Annotated in this window: 15 protein-coding genes; all 15 read left to right on the top strand. The window is 69.1% G+C overall.

Annotated features, from left to right (window positions below; genetic code table 11):
- Positions 1–23 precede the first annotated feature (23 nt).
- Complete coding sequence (locus tag ACWEN0_RS33330; RefSeq protein ID WP_451982654.1) at positions 24–713, top strand: demethylmenaquinone methyltransferase; 690 nt, start codon at positions 24–26, stop codon at positions 711–713.
- 10 nt (positions 714–723) lie between these two features.
- On the top strand, positions 724–2,010 hold the full coding sequence (locus ACWEN0_RS33325) for a geranylgeranyl reductase family protein (RefSeq protein WP_451982651.1): 1,287 nt from the start codon (positions 724–726) through the stop codon (positions 2,008–2,010).
- Positions 2,011–2,597: 587 nt separating this feature from the next.
- Complete coding sequence (locus tag ACWEN0_RS33320) at positions 2,598–3,017, top strand: NADH-quinone oxidoreductase subunit A (protein ID WP_284750520.1); 420 nt, start codon at positions 2,598–2,600, stop codon at positions 3,015–3,017.
- Positions 3,018–3,021: 4 nt separating this feature from the next.
- The gene (locus ACWEN0_RS33315) at positions 3,022–3,570 is read left to right on the top strand and encodes a NuoB/complex I 20 kDa subunit family protein (protein ID WP_451982648.1); all 549 of its coding nucleotides are present in this window, start codon (positions 3,022–3,024) and stop codon (positions 3,568–3,570) included.
- A 3-nt stretch (positions 3,571–3,573) separates the two neighbouring features.
- Entirely contained in the window at positions 3,574–4,323 is a 750-nt protein-coding gene (locus ACWEN0_RS33310; protein WP_451982645.1) for an NADH-quinone oxidoreductase subunit C, read from the top strand.
- Entirely contained in the window at positions 4,320–5,651 is a 1,332-nt protein-coding gene (locus ACWEN0_RS33305; protein ID WP_451982642.1) for an NADH-quinone oxidoreductase subunit D, read from the top strand. The genes ACWEN0_RS33310 and ACWEN0_RS33305 overlap by 4 nt, the downstream gene beginning before the upstream one ends.
- Positions 5,648–6,505 carry an NADH-quinone oxidoreductase subunit NuoE gene (nuoE, locus tag ACWEN0_RS33300; RefSeq protein ID WP_451982639.1) on the top strand — a complete coding sequence of 286 codons (858 nt, stop codon included), beginning with the start codon at positions 5,648–5,650 and terminating at the stop codon, positions 6,503–6,505. Before ACWEN0_RS33305 ends, nuoE begins: the two co-directional genes overlap by 4 nt.
- Complete coding sequence (nuoF, locus tag ACWEN0_RS33295; RefSeq protein ID WP_451982636.1) at positions 6,505–7,785, top strand: NADH-quinone oxidoreductase subunit NuoF; 1,281 nt, start codon at positions 6,505–6,507, stop codon at positions 7,783–7,785. Before nuoE ends, nuoF begins: the two co-directional genes overlap by 1 nt.
- On the top strand, positions 7,782–10,256 hold the full coding sequence (locus tag ACWEN0_RS33290; protein ID WP_451982633.1) for an NADH-quinone oxidoreductase subunit G: 2,475 nt from the start codon (positions 7,782–7,784) through the stop codon (positions 10,254–10,256). The genes nuoF and ACWEN0_RS33290 overlap by 4 nt, the downstream gene beginning before the upstream one ends.
- Positions 10,253–11,611, top strand: coding sequence for an NADH-quinone oxidoreductase subunit NuoH (gene nuoH, locus ACWEN0_RS33285; protein WP_451982630.1), 1,359 nt, complete (start codon positions 10,253–10,255; stop codon positions 11,609–11,611). Before ACWEN0_RS33290 ends, nuoH begins: the two co-directional genes overlap by 4 nt.
- Positions 11,598–12,122, top strand: a complete 525-nt coding sequence (gene nuoI, locus ACWEN0_RS33280) for an NADH-quinone oxidoreductase subunit NuoI (protein ID WP_451982627.1) — start codon at positions 11,598–11,600, stop codon at positions 12,120–12,122. Before nuoH ends, nuoI begins: the two co-directional genes overlap by 14 nt.
- Positions 12,119–12,973, top strand: coding sequence for an NADH-quinone oxidoreductase subunit J (locus ACWEN0_RS33275; protein WP_451982624.1), 855 nt, complete (start codon positions 12,119–12,121; stop codon positions 12,971–12,973). Before nuoI ends, ACWEN0_RS33275 begins: the two co-directional genes overlap by 4 nt.
- Positions 12,970–13,269: an NADH-quinone oxidoreductase subunit NuoK gene (gene nuoK, locus ACWEN0_RS33270; protein ID WP_003081840.1), complete on the top strand. Its 300-nt coding sequence runs from the start codon at positions 12,970–12,972 to the stop codon at positions 13,267–13,269. The genes ACWEN0_RS33275 and nuoK overlap by 4 nt, the downstream gene beginning before the upstream one ends.
- An 11-nt stretch (positions 13,270–13,280) precedes the next feature.
- Complete coding sequence (gene nuoL / locus ACWEN0_RS33265) at positions 13,281–15,182, top strand: NADH-quinone oxidoreductase subunit L (protein WP_451982621.1); 1,902 nt, start codon at positions 13,281–13,283, stop codon at positions 15,180–15,182.
- The gene (locus ACWEN0_RS33260) at positions 15,182–16,732 is read left to right on the top strand and encodes an NADH-quinone oxidoreductase subunit M (RefSeq protein ID WP_451982618.1); all 1,551 of its coding nucleotides are present in this window, start codon (positions 15,182–15,184) and stop codon (positions 16,730–16,732) included. Before nuoL ends, ACWEN0_RS33260 begins: the two co-directional genes overlap by 1 nt.
- Positions 16,733–16,734 lie beyond the last annotated feature (2 nt).

The following is a 16,734-nucleotide window of genomic DNA, read 5'->3' as shown; positions in this document are numbered from 1 at the left end:
GCGCACCGGTCTAGATTCGTGTCATGTCACGCGCAAGCCTGGACAAGGACCCGCACGAAGTCGCCGCGATGTTCGACGGCGTCGCGTCCGGGTACGACCGGGCGAACTCGTTCATGACCTTCGGCTTCGACCGCCGCTGGCGCACCACCACCGCCCGCGTGCTCGACGCCCGCCGCGGCGAGAAGGTCCTGGACCTGGCCGCCGGCACCGGGGTGTCCACGGTCGAGTACGCCCGCGGCGGCGCCTGGTGCCTGGCCGCGGACTTCTCGTTCGGCATGCTCCGCGCGGGCAAGCACCGCAACGTGCCGATGGTGGCGGCTGACGCGCTCAACCTGCCGTTCGCCGACGAGAGCTTCGACGCCGTGACGATCTCCCTCGCGCTGCGCAACTTCGTCGACCCGAAGGCGGCGCTGACGGAGATCGCCCGCGTGGTGAAACCGGGCGGCCGCCTGGTGATCTGCGAGGTCTCGACGCCGCCGTTCGCGCCGATCCGGTTCGTCCACCGGCGGTTCATGCTGCGGCTGCTGACCTGGGTCGGCAAGCGGACGTCGTCGAACCCCGAGGCCTACTCCTACCTGGCCGAATCGATGCTCACCTGGCCCGACCAGCGGACCCTCGGCGAAATCATCGCGAGCGCGGGCTGGACCGACGTCGAGTGGTTGAACCTCACATTCGGCGTCGTGGCCATCCACCGGGCGCGCAAGCCTGCCTAGACTCGCGAGTATGACGCGACGCACCGCAGACCAGGACGCCGAAGTCATCGTCGTCGGCGCCGGGCCCGCTGGGTCCACCGTGGCCACCTACCTGGCACGAGCGGGCGTCGACGTCCTGCTGCTGGAGAAGACCGAATTCCCGCGCGAGAAGGTCTGCGGCGACGGCCTGACCCCGCGCGGCGTCAAGCAGCTCATCGACCTGGGCATCGACACCAGCGAGGACGCCGGCTGGGTGCACAGCCGCGGCCTGCGGATCCTCACCGGCGACCTCACGCTCGAACTCGACTGGCCCGACCTGACGAGCTACCCGCCGTACGGCGTTTCGCGGACCCGTCACGACTTCGACGACCTGCTCGCGAAGCTCGCGGTGAAGGCGGGTGCGCGGCTGTACGAGCGCACGACGGTCACCGGCGCGATCACCAGCCCCGCCGGGCGTGTGGTCGGCGTCGAGGCGAAGGTCGGCCCGGAGCGGACGCCGGTGCACTACCGCGCGCCGCTGGTCCTGGCCTGCGACGGCGTGTCCGCGCGGCTCGCGCTGAGCGTCGGCATCCAGAAGAACGAGAAGCGCCCGATGGGCGTCGCGGTGCGCCAGTACTACAAGAGCCCGCGCCACGACGACCCGTTCATCGAGGGCCACCTCGAGCTGTGGGACCGCTCCGACCCGCGCGACCCGAAGCTGCTGCCCGGCTACGGCTGGGCGTTCCCGCTCGGCGACGGCACGGTGAACGTCGGCCTCGGCATGCTGTCGACGTCGGCGTCGTTCCGGAACACGGACTACCGCGCGCTGCTGCGCCAGTGGCTCGACGGGACCCCGGAGGAGTGGGGCTACCGCGAGGAGAACGCGATCGGCAAGGTCGGCGGCGCCGGGTTGCCGATGGGCTTCAACCGCACCCCCCACTACCGCGACGGCCTCCTGCTGCTCGGCGACGCGGGCGGCATGGTCAGCCCGTTCAACGGCGAGGGCATCTCGGCGGCGATGGAGTCCGCGCAGGTCGCGGCGGAGGTCGTCGTCCAGGCGCTGGCGCGTCGTGAAGGCCCGTCGCGCGAGCGGGCTTTGGAGGCGTACCCGCGGGCCGTCGGCGAGCTGATGGGCGGCTACTACCGCCTCGGCAACGTCTTCGCGAAGATCATCGGCAAGCCGAAGATCATGCACGCCTGCACCAAGTACGGCCTGCGCATCAACAAGCTGCTGCCGCTGGTCTACAAGGGCCTGTCGGGCTGCTACGACGCGAAGGGCGGCGACGGCGTCGACCGCCTCATCGCCGCCCTCGCCCGCGCCACCCCCACCCCGCGCTGACCCCACGCCCGTGCGCTCCGGGGCATCACGCGTGATCGGCAAGGCATCACGCGTGATCAGAGGGGCATCAGCGTGATGCCCGCCCAATCACGCGTGATGCCTCTCCAGACACGCGTGATGCCTCTCCAGACACGCGTGATGCCCCTGCGGGCACAGTCTTTCCGCACGCGCGGACACACGAGTGGCCTAGCAAGTTGGCCGTGCGGCCAGTGGGATAGCTCACACCGTGATGTCCGGATTGTCCGGTCAAGAAGTGATCTTGCGGAGACTTCGCGCAGGTCGCACGCGCGCCGTCATCGAGCCGTGACAACGTTGGCGCAGGAACTTAGGGTGCCCTTATAACACGGGGCCCTAGGGACAAGAGTGTGAGTCGCGTCCTAGACTCCCCCCATGCTTTGTGAATCGCTTCACATCCACGACGAGTGGCTTGTGAACTATTTCACAAGCGGGCCCCGGCGCAGCCACGGGCCGTAAGGAGACCCTGACCCTCGGCGGTGTGACCCAGGTCCCTTAGGGTGCCGACGAGGCCAAGCGGTTCCCCACCACAAGCACAACCGCATCGGCGCGGAAAGGATGGCGAAGACCCCGTGCTGACGTTGCTGACCCGAACCGACACGGTGCAGCTGGCGCAAGAGGCCCCGAGCCTGAAGCCCTACTTGCCCATCGTGATCCTGTTCGTCCTGGCGCTCGGTTTCGCCGTGCTGTCGGTCCTGCTGGGCCCGCTCGTCGGACCCAGCCGGTACAACAAGGCGAAGCTCGAGGCGTACGAGTGCGGCATCGAACCGTCCCCGCAGCCGCTCGTCGGCGCCGGGCGGATGCCGGTGGCCTACTACATCACCGCGATGCTGTTCATCCTGTTCGACATCGAGATGGTCTTCCTCTACCCGTTCGCCGTGCAGGCGAACGCGCTGGGCACGTTCGGCCTGGTGGAGATCCTGCTGTTCATCGCGACGGTCGGCTTCGCGTACGCCTACGTGTGGCGGCGCGGCGGCCTGGATTGGAACTAGACCCATGGGCCTCGAAGAGAAACTCCCCAACGGCATCCTGCTGGCCAGCCTCGAAGGTCTCGTCAACTGGTCGCGGAAGAACTCGATGTGGCCGGCCACCTTCGGGCTCGCCTGCTGCGCGATCGAGATGATGACCGTCGGCGGTTCGCGCTACGACATCGCCCGCTTCGGCATGGAGCGCTTCAGCGCGACGCCGCGGCAGGCCGACCTGATGATCGTCGCCGGCCGGGTCACTCAGAAGATGGCGCCGGTCCTGCGCCAGATCTACGACCAGATGGCCGAGCCCAAGTGGGTGCTCGCGATGGGCGTCTGCGCCTCCTCGGGCGGCATGTTCAACAACTACGCGGTCGTCCAGGGGGTCGACCACGTCGTGCCGGTCGACATGTACCTGCCCGGCTGCCCGCCGCGGCCGGAGATGCTGCTGGACGCGATCCTCAAGCTGCACGCCAAGATCCAGGACGAGCCGATCAACGCCCGCCGCGCCGCCATCCGCGCCGCCAGCGGGGCCCGCACCGAGCTCGTCCCGTCGTCGATCAAGTACGCGAAGAAGTAAGCGATGACTGAAACTCCTGAGACCGGCGGCGAGCAGTCCAGCGCCGACCGTCCCGAAGGCGGCCTCGAGCCGCAGGGCGTCCGTCCCGCCGAACCGGTCGTCACCGGCCGCGAACGCCAGGGCATGTTCGGCGTCCACGGCACCGGCGACACCTCCGGCTACGGCGGCGTCCGGCTCCCGGCCTACAGCCCCGCGCCGGCCGAGCGCCCGTACGGCGGCTGGTTCGACCAGTTCGCCGACGAGTTCTACGCGGCCCTGTCGGACAACAAGATCCCGGCCGACGCCATCCTGCAGACGACGGTCGACCGCGGCGAGATCACCTTCTACGTCGCCCGCGAGCACCTGGTCGCGATCGCGAAGGTGCTGCGCGACGACGGCGGGCTGCGCTTCGAGCTGCTGTCCTCGGTGTCCGGTGTGGACTACGGCGTCGACGTCCCGCAGCGGCTGCACTCGGTGTACCACTTCACGTCGCTGACCTACCGCCGCCGGATCCGGCTCGAGGTCACCCTCGACGTCGAGGACCCGCACGTGCCGTCGCTGGTCGGGATCTACCCGACGGCCGACTGGCAGGAGCGCGAGACCTGGGACATGTTCGGCATCGTCTACGACGGCCACCCGGCGCTCACCCGGATCCTCATGCCGGACGACTGGGACGGCCACCCCCAGCGCAAGGACTACCCGCTCGGCGGGATCCCGGTCGAATACAAGGGCGCGGAAATCCCGCCGCCGGACCAGCGGAGGTCGTACTCGTGACTGTCAACGACGAAACCACCGAAGTCCCCGAAGCGGATTCCCGCGACACCACCGAAGGCCGCGTCTACTCGGTCTCCGGCGGCGACTGGGACGACGTCGTCGCCGACGCCCAGCACGACGAGCGCATGGTCATCAACATGGGCCCGCAGCACCCGTCGACGCACGGCGTGCTCCGGCTCGTGCTGGAGATGGAGGGCGAGACCGTCACGCAGCTGCGGTCGGTCATCGGCTACCTCCACACCGGCATCGAGAAGAACTGCGAGTACCGGACCTGGACCCAGGGCGTCACCTTCGTGACGCGCATGGACTACCTGGCCCCGCTTTCGACGGAGATGGCGTACTGCCTCGGCGTCGAGAAGCTGCTGCAGATCGAGGCCCCGCGCCGCGCGCAGCTGCTGCGCGTGATGCTGCTGGAGATCAACCGCATCGGCTCGCACCTCGTCTACATCGCCACCGGCGGCATGGAGCTCGGCGCCACCACCGCGATGACGCTCGGCTTCCGCGAGCGCGAAGAGGTGCTGCACCTGCTGGAGCACCTGACCGGCCTGCGCATGAACCACGCGTTCATCCGCCCCGGCGGTCTCGCGCAGGACATGCCCGAGGACTACCACGAGAAGGTCAGCGAATTCATCAAGACGATGAAGAAGCGCCTTCCGCTGTACGACAAGCTGTTCACCGGGCAGCCCATCTGGCGGAACAGGCTCAAGGGCGTGGGCTACCTGCCGGTCGACGCGTGCCTCGCGCTCGGCGTCACGGGCCCGGTGCTGCGCAGCGCCGGCCTGCCGTGGGACCTGCGCAAGACCGAGCCGTACTCCTGCTACGACGAGTTCGAGTTCGACGTCCCGGTCGACAACGGCGCCGACTGCTGGTCGCGCTACCTGATCCGCGTCCACGAGATGCACGAGAGCCTCAAGATCATCGAGCAGTGCCTCGAGAAGCTCGAGCCGGGCCCGGTCATGGTCGAGGACAAGAAGATCGCGTGGCCGGCGCAGCTGTCCATCGGCAGCGACGGCATGGGCAACTCGCTCGAGCACGTCAAGAAGATCATGGGCCAGTCGATGGAGTCCCTGATCCACCACTTCAAGCTGGTCACCGAGGGCTTCAAGGTGCCGGCCGGGCAGGTCTACACGTCGGTCGAGTCGCCGCGCGGCGAGCTGAGCGCGCACCTGGTGTCCGACGGCGGCACCCGGCCGCTGCGGGTCCACGTGCGCGAACCGAGCTTCGTGAACCTGCAGTCGATGCCCGCAATGGCCGAAGGCGGCCTGGTCGCGGACGTGATCGCCGCGATCGCCTCGATCGACCCCGTCATGGGGGGAGTGGACCGATGAGCACAGCAGTTCCCGAGCCCGGGCCGAACTACGCGGACACCACGCACGCCGCGGCCGGGCCCGACACCGACGTCGTCGCCATCGCGCCGGACCCCGATGTCGCCGCCGGGATCATCACGGAGACGCCCCTCGAGGACATCTTCGACGCCGACATCCACGCGAAGGCGCAGGAGCTGATCGCGCGCTACCCGCAGTCCCGCTCGGCGCTGCTGCCGATGCTGCACCTCGTGCAGTCCGTGCAGGGCTACGTCAGCCAGGAGGGCATCGCGTTCTGCGCGAAGCAGCTCGACCTGTCCGACGCCGAGGTCAGCGCGGTCGCGACGTTCTACACGATGTACAAGCGCAAGCCGTGCGGCGAGCACCTCGTGAGCGTCTGCACCAACACGCTGTGCGCGGCCATGGGTGGCGACGCGATCTACAAGAAGCTCCAGACGCACCTCGGTTCCGAGGAGAACCCGCTGGGGCACAACGAGACCGCGGGCACGCCGAACGAGCCGGGCTCGCTCACCCTCGAGCACGCCGAGTGCCTCGCGGCCTGCGACCTCGCCCCGGTCATCCAGGTCGACTACGAGTACTTCGACAACCAGACCGAGGAAAAGGCCGTCGCCCTGGTCGACGCGCTGCGGGCGGGCAAGAAGCCGGCCCCGACGCGCGGCGCGCCGCTGTCGAGCTTCAAGAACGCCGAGCTGCAGCTCGCGGGGTTCTTCCCGGAGAACGAGACGGCCTTCCGCCGGGACGTCGACGGCCCCTCGCAGGCCGTCGAGACGCTGCGAGGCGCGAAGCTCGCGCAGGACCGCGGCTGGGTCGCCCCGGTGGCTTCCGATGTCCCTCTCCCGGAAGTGGAGAAGAAGTAATGGCTGACCCCATCACTCCGGTTCTGACCAAGCGCTGGCTGTCGCCGAACTCCTGGCAGATCGGGACGTACGAAGCGCTCGAGGGCTACACCGCCGTCCGCAAGGCCCTCGCCGGGACGCCCGAGCAGCTCGTCCAGCTGGTCAAGGACTCCGGCCTGCGCGGCCGCGGCGGCGCGGGGTTCCCAGCCGGCATCAAGTGGTCCTTCATGCCGCCGAACTTCGACAAGCCGCACTACCTGGTCATCAACGCCGACGAGGGCGAACCCGGTACCTGCAAGGACATCCCGCTGATGATGGCGGACCCGCACTCGCTCATCGAAGGCTGCATCATCGCCTCGTACGCGATGCGCTCCAACCACTGCTTCATCTACGTCCGCGGCGAGGCGCTGCACTGCATCCGCCGCCTCAACGCGGCGGTCCGCGAGGCCGAAGCGGCCGGTTACCTGGGCGAGAACATCCTCGGCTCGGGCTTCGACCTCAAGATCACCGTCCACGCGGGAGCGGGCGCGTACATCTGCGGTGAGGAGACGGCGCTGCTCGACTCGCTGGAGGGCCGTCGTGGCCAGCCCCGGCTCAAGCCGCCGTTCCCCGCGGCCGCGGGCCTGTACGCGGCGCCGACCACGGTCAACAACGTCGAGACCATCGCGAGCGCGCCGTTCATCGTCAACGGCGGCTCCAGCTGGTTCCGCGAGATGGGCCGCGAGAAGTCGCCCGGCCCGAAGATCTACTCGATCTCCGGCCACGTCGAGAAGCCCGGCCAGTACGAGTGCCCGCTCGGCACCACGCTGCGCGAGCTCCTGGACATGGCGGGCGGCATGAAGGACGGGATCCCGCTCAAGTTCTGGACCCCGGGCGGCTCGTCGACCCCGATGTTCACCGCCGAGCACCTCGACGTCCCGCTGGACTTCGAAGGCGCGGCGGAAGCCGGGTCGATGCTCGGCACCACGGCCGTCCAGGTCTTCAACGAGACCGTGTCGGTGCCGTGGGCCGTGATGAAGTGGACGCAGTTCTACGAGCACGAGTCCTGCGGCAAGTGCACGCCGTGCCGCGAAGGCACGTACTGGCTGGCCCAGATCCTCGAGCGCATGGTCGAGGGCCACGGCACCGAAGAGGACATCGACACCCTCCTCGACGTCTGCGACAACATCCTCGGCCGGTCGTTCTGCGCCCTCGGCGACGGCGCGGTGTCGCCGATCCAGAGCGGCATCAAGTACTTCCGCGACGAATTCCTGGCTCTGTGTGAGTCGAACAAGCGTGAGCTGGTGGGAGCAGAGGCATGACGATCGCCCCCGACAAGCCCGAGACGACCGAGACGCCGGTCCCCGAAGGCCACGTGAAGCTGGTCATCGACGGCGAAGAGGTCATCGCCCCCAAGGGCGAACTGCTGATCCGCACGGCCGAACGCCTCGGCACGGTCATCCCGCGGTTCTGCGACCACCCGCTCCTCGACCCGGCCGGCGCCTGCCGCCAGTGCCTCGTCGAGGTCGAGATGGGCGGCCGGCCGATGCCGAAGCCGCAGGCGTCCTGCACGATGACCGTCGCCGACGGCATGGTCGTCAAGACCCAGCTGACGTCGCCGGTCGCGGACAAAGCCCAGCAGGGCGTGATGGAGCTCCTGCTCATCAACCACCCCCTGGACTGCCCGATCTGCGACAAGGGCGGTGAGTGTCCGCTACAGAATCAGGCCTTGGCCCACGGCCGGACTGAATCTCGATTCGTGGATACGAAGCGGACGTTCCCGAAGCCACTGCCGATCTCCACGCAGGTGCTGCTCGACCGCGAACGCTGCGTGCTCTGCCAGCGCTGCACCCGGTTCTCCCGCGAGATCGCCGGCGACCCGTTCATCGAGCTCCTCGAACGCGGCGCCCACCAGCAGATCGGCACCGCGGAGACGGCGGACGTCCTCGACATGGCGTCGCGGACGACGTCCGGCCAGCCGTTCCAGTCCTACTTCTCCGGCAACGTCATCCAGATCTGCCCGGTCGGTGCTCTGACGAGCGCCGCCTACCGGTTCCGCTCCCGCCCGTTCGACCTGGTGTCCTCGCCGAGCGTCTGCGAGCACTGCTCGTCCGGCTGCGTCGAGCGCACGGACTTCCGCCGCGGCAAGGTCCAGCGCAAGCTGGCCGGCGACGACCCGGAAGTCAACGAGGAGTGGATCTGCGACAAGGGCCGCTTCGCCTTCCGCTACACGACGGCCGAGGACCGCATCCGGCGTCCGCTGGTCCGCAACCGCGAGACCGGTGAGCTGGAAGAGGCGTCCTGGACCGACGCGCTGCGCGCCGCCGCGACGGGGCTCACCGAGGCCCGCGCCAACGGCGGCGTCGGCGTCCTGCCCGGCGGCCGGCTGACCGTCGAGGACGCCTACGCGTACTCGAAGTTCGCCCGCGTCGCGCTGCAGACCAACGACGTCGACTTCCGGGCCCGCGCCCACTCGGCCGAGGAGCTCGCGTTCCTCACCTCGCACGTCGTGGGCGTGACGCCGGAGTCCGGCGTCACCTTCGGCGAGATCGAGCGGGCCCGCACGGTCCTGTGCGTCGCCTTCGAGCCCGAGGACGAGGCCCCGATCGTGTTCCTGCGGCTGCGCAAGGCGGCCCGCAAGAACCGCACCCGGGTCGTCCACTTGGGACAGTGGACGACGTCGTCGGTGCGCAAGACGTTCGGCGAGCTGCTCGCCTGCGTCCCGGGCGCCGAGGCCGCCGCGATCGAAGGCATCGCCAAGCACGCGCCGGACCTCGACGAGGCCCTGCGCGGCGAGAACGCCGTCGTCCTGGTCGGCGAGCGCGCCGCCCAGGTGCCCGGCCTGTTCTCCGCGCTGCACGACCTGGTGGAGCGCACTGGCGTCCGGCTCGCGTGGATCCCGCGCCGCGCCGGCGACCGCGGCGCGCTGGCCACCGGCTGCGTGCCGACGCTGCTGCCGGGCGGGCACCGGGTGGGCGACGACTCGGCCCGCGTGGCCGTCGAAAACGCCTGGGGCGTCCCGATCCCGGCCACGCCGGGCCGCGACGTGACCGGCATCCTGCAGGCGGCTTCGGGTCGCGACCTCGGCGGCCTGGTCGTCGGCGGCGTCGACCCGTACGACCTGCCGGACCCGGACCTCGCGCTGCGCGCGCTGGACAACGCCGGGTTCGTCGTCAGCCTCGAGCTGCGCCACAGCGCGGTGACCGAGCGCGCGGACGTCGTGCTCCCGGTGGCGGCGTCCGACGAGAAGGCGGGCAGCTACCTCAACTGGGAGGGCCGCACCCGCCCGTTCGACGTCACCCTCGAAGGCACCGGCGCCCTGCCGGACTGCCGGGTGCTCGACACCCTCGCCGTCGAGATGGACGCCGACCTGTTCACGCAGACGCCGGCCGCCGCCCGCGGCGACTTCGAGAAGCTCGGCCCGGCCTCGGCGCTGCGCTGGGGGAACGTCGAGGCGGAGACCGGGGGCGCCACGGCGGCCCCGGGTGCCGGCCAGGCAGTCCTGTCGAGCTGGCGCCAGCTGATCGACAACGGGTCCCTGCAGGACGGCGAGCCGCACCTGAAGGGCACCCAGCGCACGCCGGTCGCGCGGCTGTCCGCGAAGACCGCCGAAGGCCTCGGGACCACCGTGAAGGTGAGCACCGAGCGCGGCGCGATCACGCTGCCCGTGGAGATCGCGGACCTGCCCGACGGCGTCGTGTGGCTGCCGGGCAACTCCGACGGCTCCGCCGTGTTCAAGACGCTCGGCGCCGGCCATGGCGCCGTGGTGAACCTCGCTGGGGGTGAGCAATGATCCCGCTGCTGACACAGGTCACGGACGTGCCCGTGGGCAGTGTGCCGGACGCGGCGACGCGGGCGGCGCTGCTGGCGGACGACCCGTTGTGGCTGATCCTGATCAAGTGCGTGGTCATCCTGCTGATCGGGCCGATCTTCACGATCTTCCTGATCGTCTGGGAGCGCAAGGCCGTCGGCCGGATGCAGAACCGGCCCGGCCCCAACCGCGTCGGCCCCGGCGGCTACCTGCAGTCCCTCGCGGACGCGATCAAGCTGCCGTTCAAGGAACAGATCATCCCGGACACGGCCGACCGCAAGGTGTACTTCCTCGCGCCGGTCGTGTGCGTGGTGCCCGCGCTGATCGCGCTGTCGGCCATCCCGTTCGGCCCGGTGGTCTCGATCTTCGGCGAGCGGACCGTGCTGCAGCTGCTCGACCTGCCGGTCAGCGCGCTGGTGATCCTGGCCTGCTCCTCGATCGGCGTCTACGGCATCGTGCTCGCCGGCTGGTCGTCGGGCTCGCCGTACCCGCTGCTCGGCGGCATGCGCAGCGCGGCGCAGGTGATCTCCTACGAGATCGCGATGGGCCTCTCGATCGTCGCGGTGATCCTGCAGGCCGGGTCGCTGAACCTGGCCGACATCGTCGGCGCGCAGCACAAGGTGTGGTTCCTCTACCTGGTCCCGAGCTTCGTGATCTACCTGATCTCGATGGTCGGCGAGACCAACCGCGCCCCGTTCGACCTCCCCGAGGCCGAATCGGAGCTGGTCGGCGGCTTCCACACCGAGTACAGCTCGATGAAGTTCGCGATGTTCTTCCTCGCCGAGTACGTCAACATGGTGATCGTTTCGGCGTTCGCGACCACGCTGTTCCTCGGCGGCTGGATGGCCCCGTGGCCGCTGTCGCTGATCGGGAACAACGTCCTCAACACCGGCTGGTGGCCGCTGCTGTGGTTCTTCGCGAAGATGTTCGTCCTGCTGTTCGGGTTCATCTGGCTGCGCGGCACGCTGCCCCGCCTGCGCTACGACCAGTTCATGCGCCTGGGCTGGAAGGTCCTGGTCCCGCTGAACCTGGTGTGGATCGTCATGGTCACCTTCGCGAAGGTCATCACCTGGAACACCGTGTCGATCATCGTCGCCGCGGTCGCGATCTTCATCGTCGTCGCCCTGTTCTTCTACGTCCGCGTGTCGGGCCGTGAAGAGGAGAGCGAGACCGTGCCGGTGACCGGCGGCGGCTTCCCGGTCCCGCCGCTCGACCTCAAGGTCCCGCAGACCACCCCGCGTCAGAAGGCTTTGGCCAAGGCCGAGGCGAAGGCGGCCCGCCGCAAGCCGGCGGCCGTCGGTACCGCAAAGGAAGGAGCGCAAGATGGGGTTCTTTGATCCCGTCAAGGGCTTCGGCGTCACCTTCGGGATGATGTTCAAGAAGGTCGCCACCGAGGAGTACCCGGAGGCGGGCGCGCCCGCCGCGCCGCGGTACCACGGCCGGCACCAGCTGAACCGCCACCCGGACGGCCTCGAGAAGTGCGTCGGCTGCGAGCTGTGCGCGTGGGCGTGCCCGGCGGACGCGATCTTCGTCGAGGGCGGTGACAACACCGAGGAGGCCCGGTACTCGCCGGGTGAGCGGTACGGCGCGGACTACCAGATCAACTACCTGCGCTGCATCGGCTGCGGCCTCTGCATCGAGGCGTGCCCGACGCGGTCGCTGACGATGATCAACTTCTACGAGCTGGCCGACGACGACCGCCAGCGGCTGATCTACACGAAGGAAGACCTGCTCGCCCCGCTGCTGCCCGGCATGGAGCAGCCGCCGCACCCGATGCGGCTCGGCGACAACGAGCAGGACTACTACGTGAACGGCCCCGAGCTGGCGCGCGGGGAGGCCTCGAAGTGATCACCGCCCTTCTGGCCCAGACCCCGACCGGCGCGGCCGCGGGCGTCACCACCGGTGAGGCCATCGCGTTCTGGATCCTCGGGCCGCTCTCGCTGCTCGGCGCGCTCGGCATGATCTTCTCGCGCAACGCCGTTCACTCGGCGTTGTGGCTCGTGCTGACGATGCTGAGCCTGGGCGCGCTGTACATGATCCAGTCGGCGCCGTTCCTGGGCTTCACGCAGATCATCGTCTACACGGGCGCGATCATGATGCTCTTCCTGTTCGTGCTGATGCTGGTCGGCCGGGAGAGCTCCGACTCGGTCGTCGAGGTCCTGCGCGGACAGCGGCTGGCCGCGACGGTGCTCGGCATCGGGATCGCCGCGCTGCTGGCCACGGGCATCTACCGGGCCATGGAGAACGTCACCCCGGCGACGCCGCTCGACTCGACGACGTCGGCGGGCGGTGGCCCCAAGGGCCTCGGGAAGCTGATCTTCACCGACTACCTGTTCCCGTTCGAGCTGACGTCGGCGCTGCTCATCACGGCCGCGATCGGCGCGATGGTGCTGGCCTTCACCGACCGGCACGCCAAGGGCGGTAAGAAGACGCAGAAGGAACTGGTCGTCGACCGCTTCCGCGGCGAGCACGACCGGCCCTCGCCGCTGCCCGGCCCGGGTGTCTTCGCCACCGCCAACTCCGTCGCCACGCCGGCGCTGCTGCCGGACGGCTCGATCGCCCCGGAGTCGCTCTCGGCGATCATCGAGTCGACCTCGGCGATCGAGCTGGCCAAGGAACGCAAGCTCGTCTCGGACGACGTCGAGCACCCGGACGCGCACGCGCTGGTCGGTTCGGAACCCGAAGGGGAGAAGGAATGACCCCGACGTACTACCTGCTGCTCTCGGCGCTGCTGTTCGCGCTCGGCGCGGTCGGCGTGCTGGTGCGGCGCAACGCGATCGTCGTGTTCATGTGCATCGAGCTGATGCTCAACGCCGTGAACCTGTCGCTGGTCACGTTCGCCCGGATCAACGGCGGGCTCGACGGCCAGATCATGGCGTTCTTCGTCATGGTCGTCGCGGCCGCCGAGGTCGTGGTCGGCCTGGCGATCATCATGGCCATCTTCCGCACCCGGCGCTCGGCCTCGGTCGACGACACCAACCTGCTGAAGTACTAGGAGACCCCCGAGTGACCGCATCATCGTGGCTGCTGGTGGCCCTACCGGCTCTCGGCGCCCTGATCCTCCTGCTGGCAGGGAAGCGCGCCAAGGCATGGGGGCATCTGCTCGGCTGTGCCACCGTCACCCTGGCTTTCATCTACGGCGTCATCCTGTTCTTCAGCGCGAACACGAGCACGGCGACCGACGTCAAGGTCTACTCGTGGATCCCGGTCGGGGCGCTGCAGGTGGACTTCGGGCTGCGGATCGACGCGCTGTCGCTGACGTTCGTGCTGCTCATCACCGGCGTCGGCATGCTGATCCACTACTACTCGATCGGCTACATGGCCGACGACGAAGGCCGGTACCGCTTCTTCGCGTACCTGAACCTCTTCGTCGCGTCGATGCTGATCCTGGTGCTGGGCAACAGCTTCGTGACGCTGTACCTCGGCTGGGAAGGCGTGGGTCTCGCCTCGTACCTGCTCATCGGCTGGTACCAGGGCCGCCCGTCCGCCGCGACCGCGGCGAAGAAGGCGTTCCTGATGAACCGCGTCGGCGACGTCGGGCTCGCGCTGGCGATCTTCATCATGTTCAAGTACGCGGGCTCGACCGGCTACGCGCAGGTCTTCCAGGCGGTCACCGACGGCAAGTTCTCGCCGGCGGCGATCACCGCGATGGCGATCCTGCTCCTGCTGGGTGCCTGCGGTAAGTCCGGCCAGTTCCCGCTGCAGGCCTGGCTCCCGGACGCGATGGAGGGCCCGACCCCGGTCTCGGCCCTGATCCACGCGGCGACGATGGTCACGGCCGGCGTCTACCTGGTCGCCCGCTCGAAGGACATCTTCAACGCCACCGAAGACGGCCGCCTGATCGTCACGCTGGTCGGCACGGTGACGCTGCTGCTCGGGTGCATCATCGGCTGCGCGTACGACGACATCAAGAAGGTCCTCGCGTACTCGACGGTCAGCCAGATCGGCTACATGATGCTGGCGGTCGGCCTCGGGCCCATCGCGTACGCGCTGGGCATCATGCACCTGGTCGCGCACGGCTTCTTCAAGGCCGGGCTCTTCCTCGGGGCCGGGTCGGTCATGCACGGCATGAACGACGAGGTCGACATGCGGAAGTTCGGCGGCCTGCGCAAGCACATGCCGATCACCTTCATCACCTTCGGCCTCGGCTACCTGGCCCTGATCGGCATCCCGCCGCTGTCGGGCTTCTTCACCAAGGACGCGATCATCGAGGCGGCGTTCGGCCAGGGCGGCTGGCGCGGCTGGGTGATGGGCGGCGCGGCCCTGCTGGGCGCCGGGCTCACCGCGTTCTACATGACCCGCCTGATGGTGATGACGTTCTTCGGCAAGGAGCGCTGGAAGGACCTCAAGAGCGCCGACGGCCACGACTTCCACCCGCACGAGTCCAAGGCGATCATGTGGGTCCCGATGGCCGTGCTGGCGGTCGGTTCGGTCGGGGCCGGTGCGTTCTTCGCCCTCGGCGACCGCTTCGCCCACTGGCTGACCCCGTCGGTCGGCGAGCTGGAAGAGGCGCACAACTCGCCGCTGAGCGCCGGGGTGATCTCGGTGGGCGCGATCGTCTTCTCCCTGCTGGGTGTCCTGATCGCGTACCTGATCTTCCGGCGTGACGTGCCGGTCGAGCGCCCCGAGCGCGTCTCCTTCGTCACCCGGGCCGCGCGCAAGGACCTCTACGGCAACGCCCTCAACGAGACGCTGGTCGCCCGCCCGGGCACCTGGCTCTCGCGGGCGCTGGTGTACGTCGACAACCGCGGCGTCGACGGCGCGGTCAACGGCCTCGCCGCCGGGCTCGGCGGCGGCTCCGGCCGGCTGAGGCGGCTGCAGACCGGGTTCGTCCGGTCCTACGCGCTGTCGATGCTGGGCGGCACGTTCCTGCTTCTGGCGGCTCTCCTGCTGGTGAGGTTCTCCTGATGACCTGGTTGCTGATCCTCATCCTGGTGCCGCTGCTCGGCTCCCTGGTGCTGGCGTTCCTGAAGGGGAACGACCGTGCCGCGGTGCTGGCCGCGCTGGCGTTCTCGGTCCTCGAGTTCCTGCTGATCATCCCGTTCTGGCTCAGCTACTCGCCTTCGGGCGCGCGGCTGCAGATGACGTCGAGCTTCGACTGGATCCCGAGCTTCGGGGTGCACATCGCGTTCGGCACCGACGGCATCTCGCTGATCATGATCGCGGTGATCGCGCTGCTGGTGCCGATCGTCGTCGGCGGGCTCGGCACCATGGACAAGCTGCCGGCGGGCCGCAGCGCGGGAGGCTTCCTGTCGCTGATCCTGCTGCAGGAGGCGCTCACGATCGGCGTCTTCGCCGCGACCGACGTCTTCCTGTTCTACGTGCTGTTCGAGATCATGCTGATCCCGATGTACTTCCTCATCGGCGGCTACGGCGGCGCGAACCGGCAGTACGCGGCGGTGAAGTTCTTCCTCTACTCGTTCCTCGGCGGCCTGATCATGCTGGCGTCGGCGATCGGGGCGTACTCGCTGGCGTCGGACAAGCTCGGCAAGGGCACGTTCGACTGGGCCACGCTGGTGACGGTGGTGCGCGACGCGCCGACCGGCACGCAGGTCTGGCTGTTCCTCGGGTTCTTCCTGGCCTTCGCGATCAAGGCGCCGCTGGTGCCGTTCCACACCTGGCTGCCGGACGCGGCGGGGGAGGCGCCGATCGGCGTCGCCGTCCTGCTGGTCGGCGTGCTGGACAAGGTCGGCACGTTCGGGTTCCTGCGCTACTGCCTGCCGATGTTCCCGGAGGCGAGCAAGACCCTGGCACCGCTGGTGCTGGTGCTCTCGGTGATCGGCGTCCTCTACGGCTCGATCCTCGCCGCGGGCCAGCGGGACATGAAGCGGTTCATCGCCTACGTCTCGATCGCCCACTTCGGGTTCATCTCGCTGGGCATCTTCGCGTTCAACGAGCAGGCGATGGTCGGCTCGGCGACGTACATGCTCAACCACAGCCTCGCCACCGGCATGCTGATCGTGGTCATCGGCCTGGTCGTCGCGCGCGGCGGGTCGACCCGCATTTCGGACTACGGCGGCATGGCCAAGGTGACCCCGGTGCTGGCGGGCCTGTTCCTCCTCGCCGGTCTGTCCACCTTGTCCCTGCCGGGCACCAACTCGTTCGTCTCCGAGTTCCTGGTGCTCATCGGGTCCTATGTGGACCAGCCGGTGTACACGATCCTCGCCACGGTCGGCATGGTCCTCGCCGCGGCGTACGTGCTCTGGCTCTACCAGCGCGTCATGCAGGGCCCGGTCCGCGGTGACGCCCTCGTGGGTGTCGGCGGGGGCCCGGGCACGGCGATCGCGCCGGAGCTGGGCGCGAAGAAGGCGATTCGCGACCTGGGCGGCAAGGAGATCGCACTCCTCGCGCCGCTGGTCGTGCTGATCATCGTTCTCGGCTTCTACCCGAAGCCGGTGCTCGACACAGTCACCCCGACGGTGCAGCAGACGCTGTCCGCGGTCCAGGGAGGCAAGTAACC

Source organism: Amycolatopsis sp. NPDC004378 (genome assembly GCF_053602455.1).
This window is presented reverse-complemented; position numbering and strand designations above follow the sequence as displayed.

Bases quoted from the DNA above. Each gene is read 5' to 3' on its own strand.
- ACWEN0_RS33310 (WP_451982645.1), top strand. From the start codon at position 3,574: ATGACTGAAACTCCTGAGACCGGCGGCGAGCAGTCCAGCGCCGACCGT.
- ACWEN0_RS33330 (WP_451982654.1), top strand. From the start codon at position 24: ATGTCACGCGCAAGCCTGGACAAGGACCCGCACGAAGTCGCCGCGATG.
- nuoH (WP_451982630.1), top strand. From the start codon at position 10,253: ATGATCCCGCTGCTGACACAGGTCACGGACGTGCCCGTGGGCAGTGTG.
- nuoE (WP_451982639.1), top strand. From the start codon at position 5,648: ATGAGCACAGCAGTTCCCGAGCCCGGGCCGAACTACGCGGACACCACG.
- nuoI (WP_451982627.1), top strand. From the start codon at position 11,598: ATGGGGTTCTTTGATCCCGTCAAGGGCTTCGGCGTCACCTTCGGGATG.
- ACWEN0_RS33325 (WP_451982651.1), top strand. From the start codon at position 724: ATGACGCGACGCACCGCAGACCAGGACGCCGAAGTCATCGTCGTCGGC.
- ACWEN0_RS33315 (WP_451982648.1), top strand. From the start codon at position 3,022: ATGGGCCTCGAAGAGAAACTCCCCAACGGCATCCTGCTGGCCAGCCTC.
- ACWEN0_RS33290 (WP_451982633.1), top strand. From the start codon at position 7,782: ATGACGATCGCCCCCGACAAGCCCGAGACGACCGAGACGCCGGTCCCC.
- ACWEN0_RS33260 (WP_451982618.1), top strand. From the start codon at position 15,182: ATGACCTGGTTGCTGATCCTCATCCTGGTGCCGCTGCTCGGCTCCCTG.
- nuoF (WP_451982636.1), top strand. From the start codon at position 6,505: ATGGCTGACCCCATCACTCCGGTTCTGACCAAGCGCTGGCTGTCGCCG.
- nuoK (WP_003081840.1), top strand. From the start codon at position 12,970: ATGACCCCGACGTACTACCTGCTGCTCTCGGCGCTGCTGTTCGCGCTC.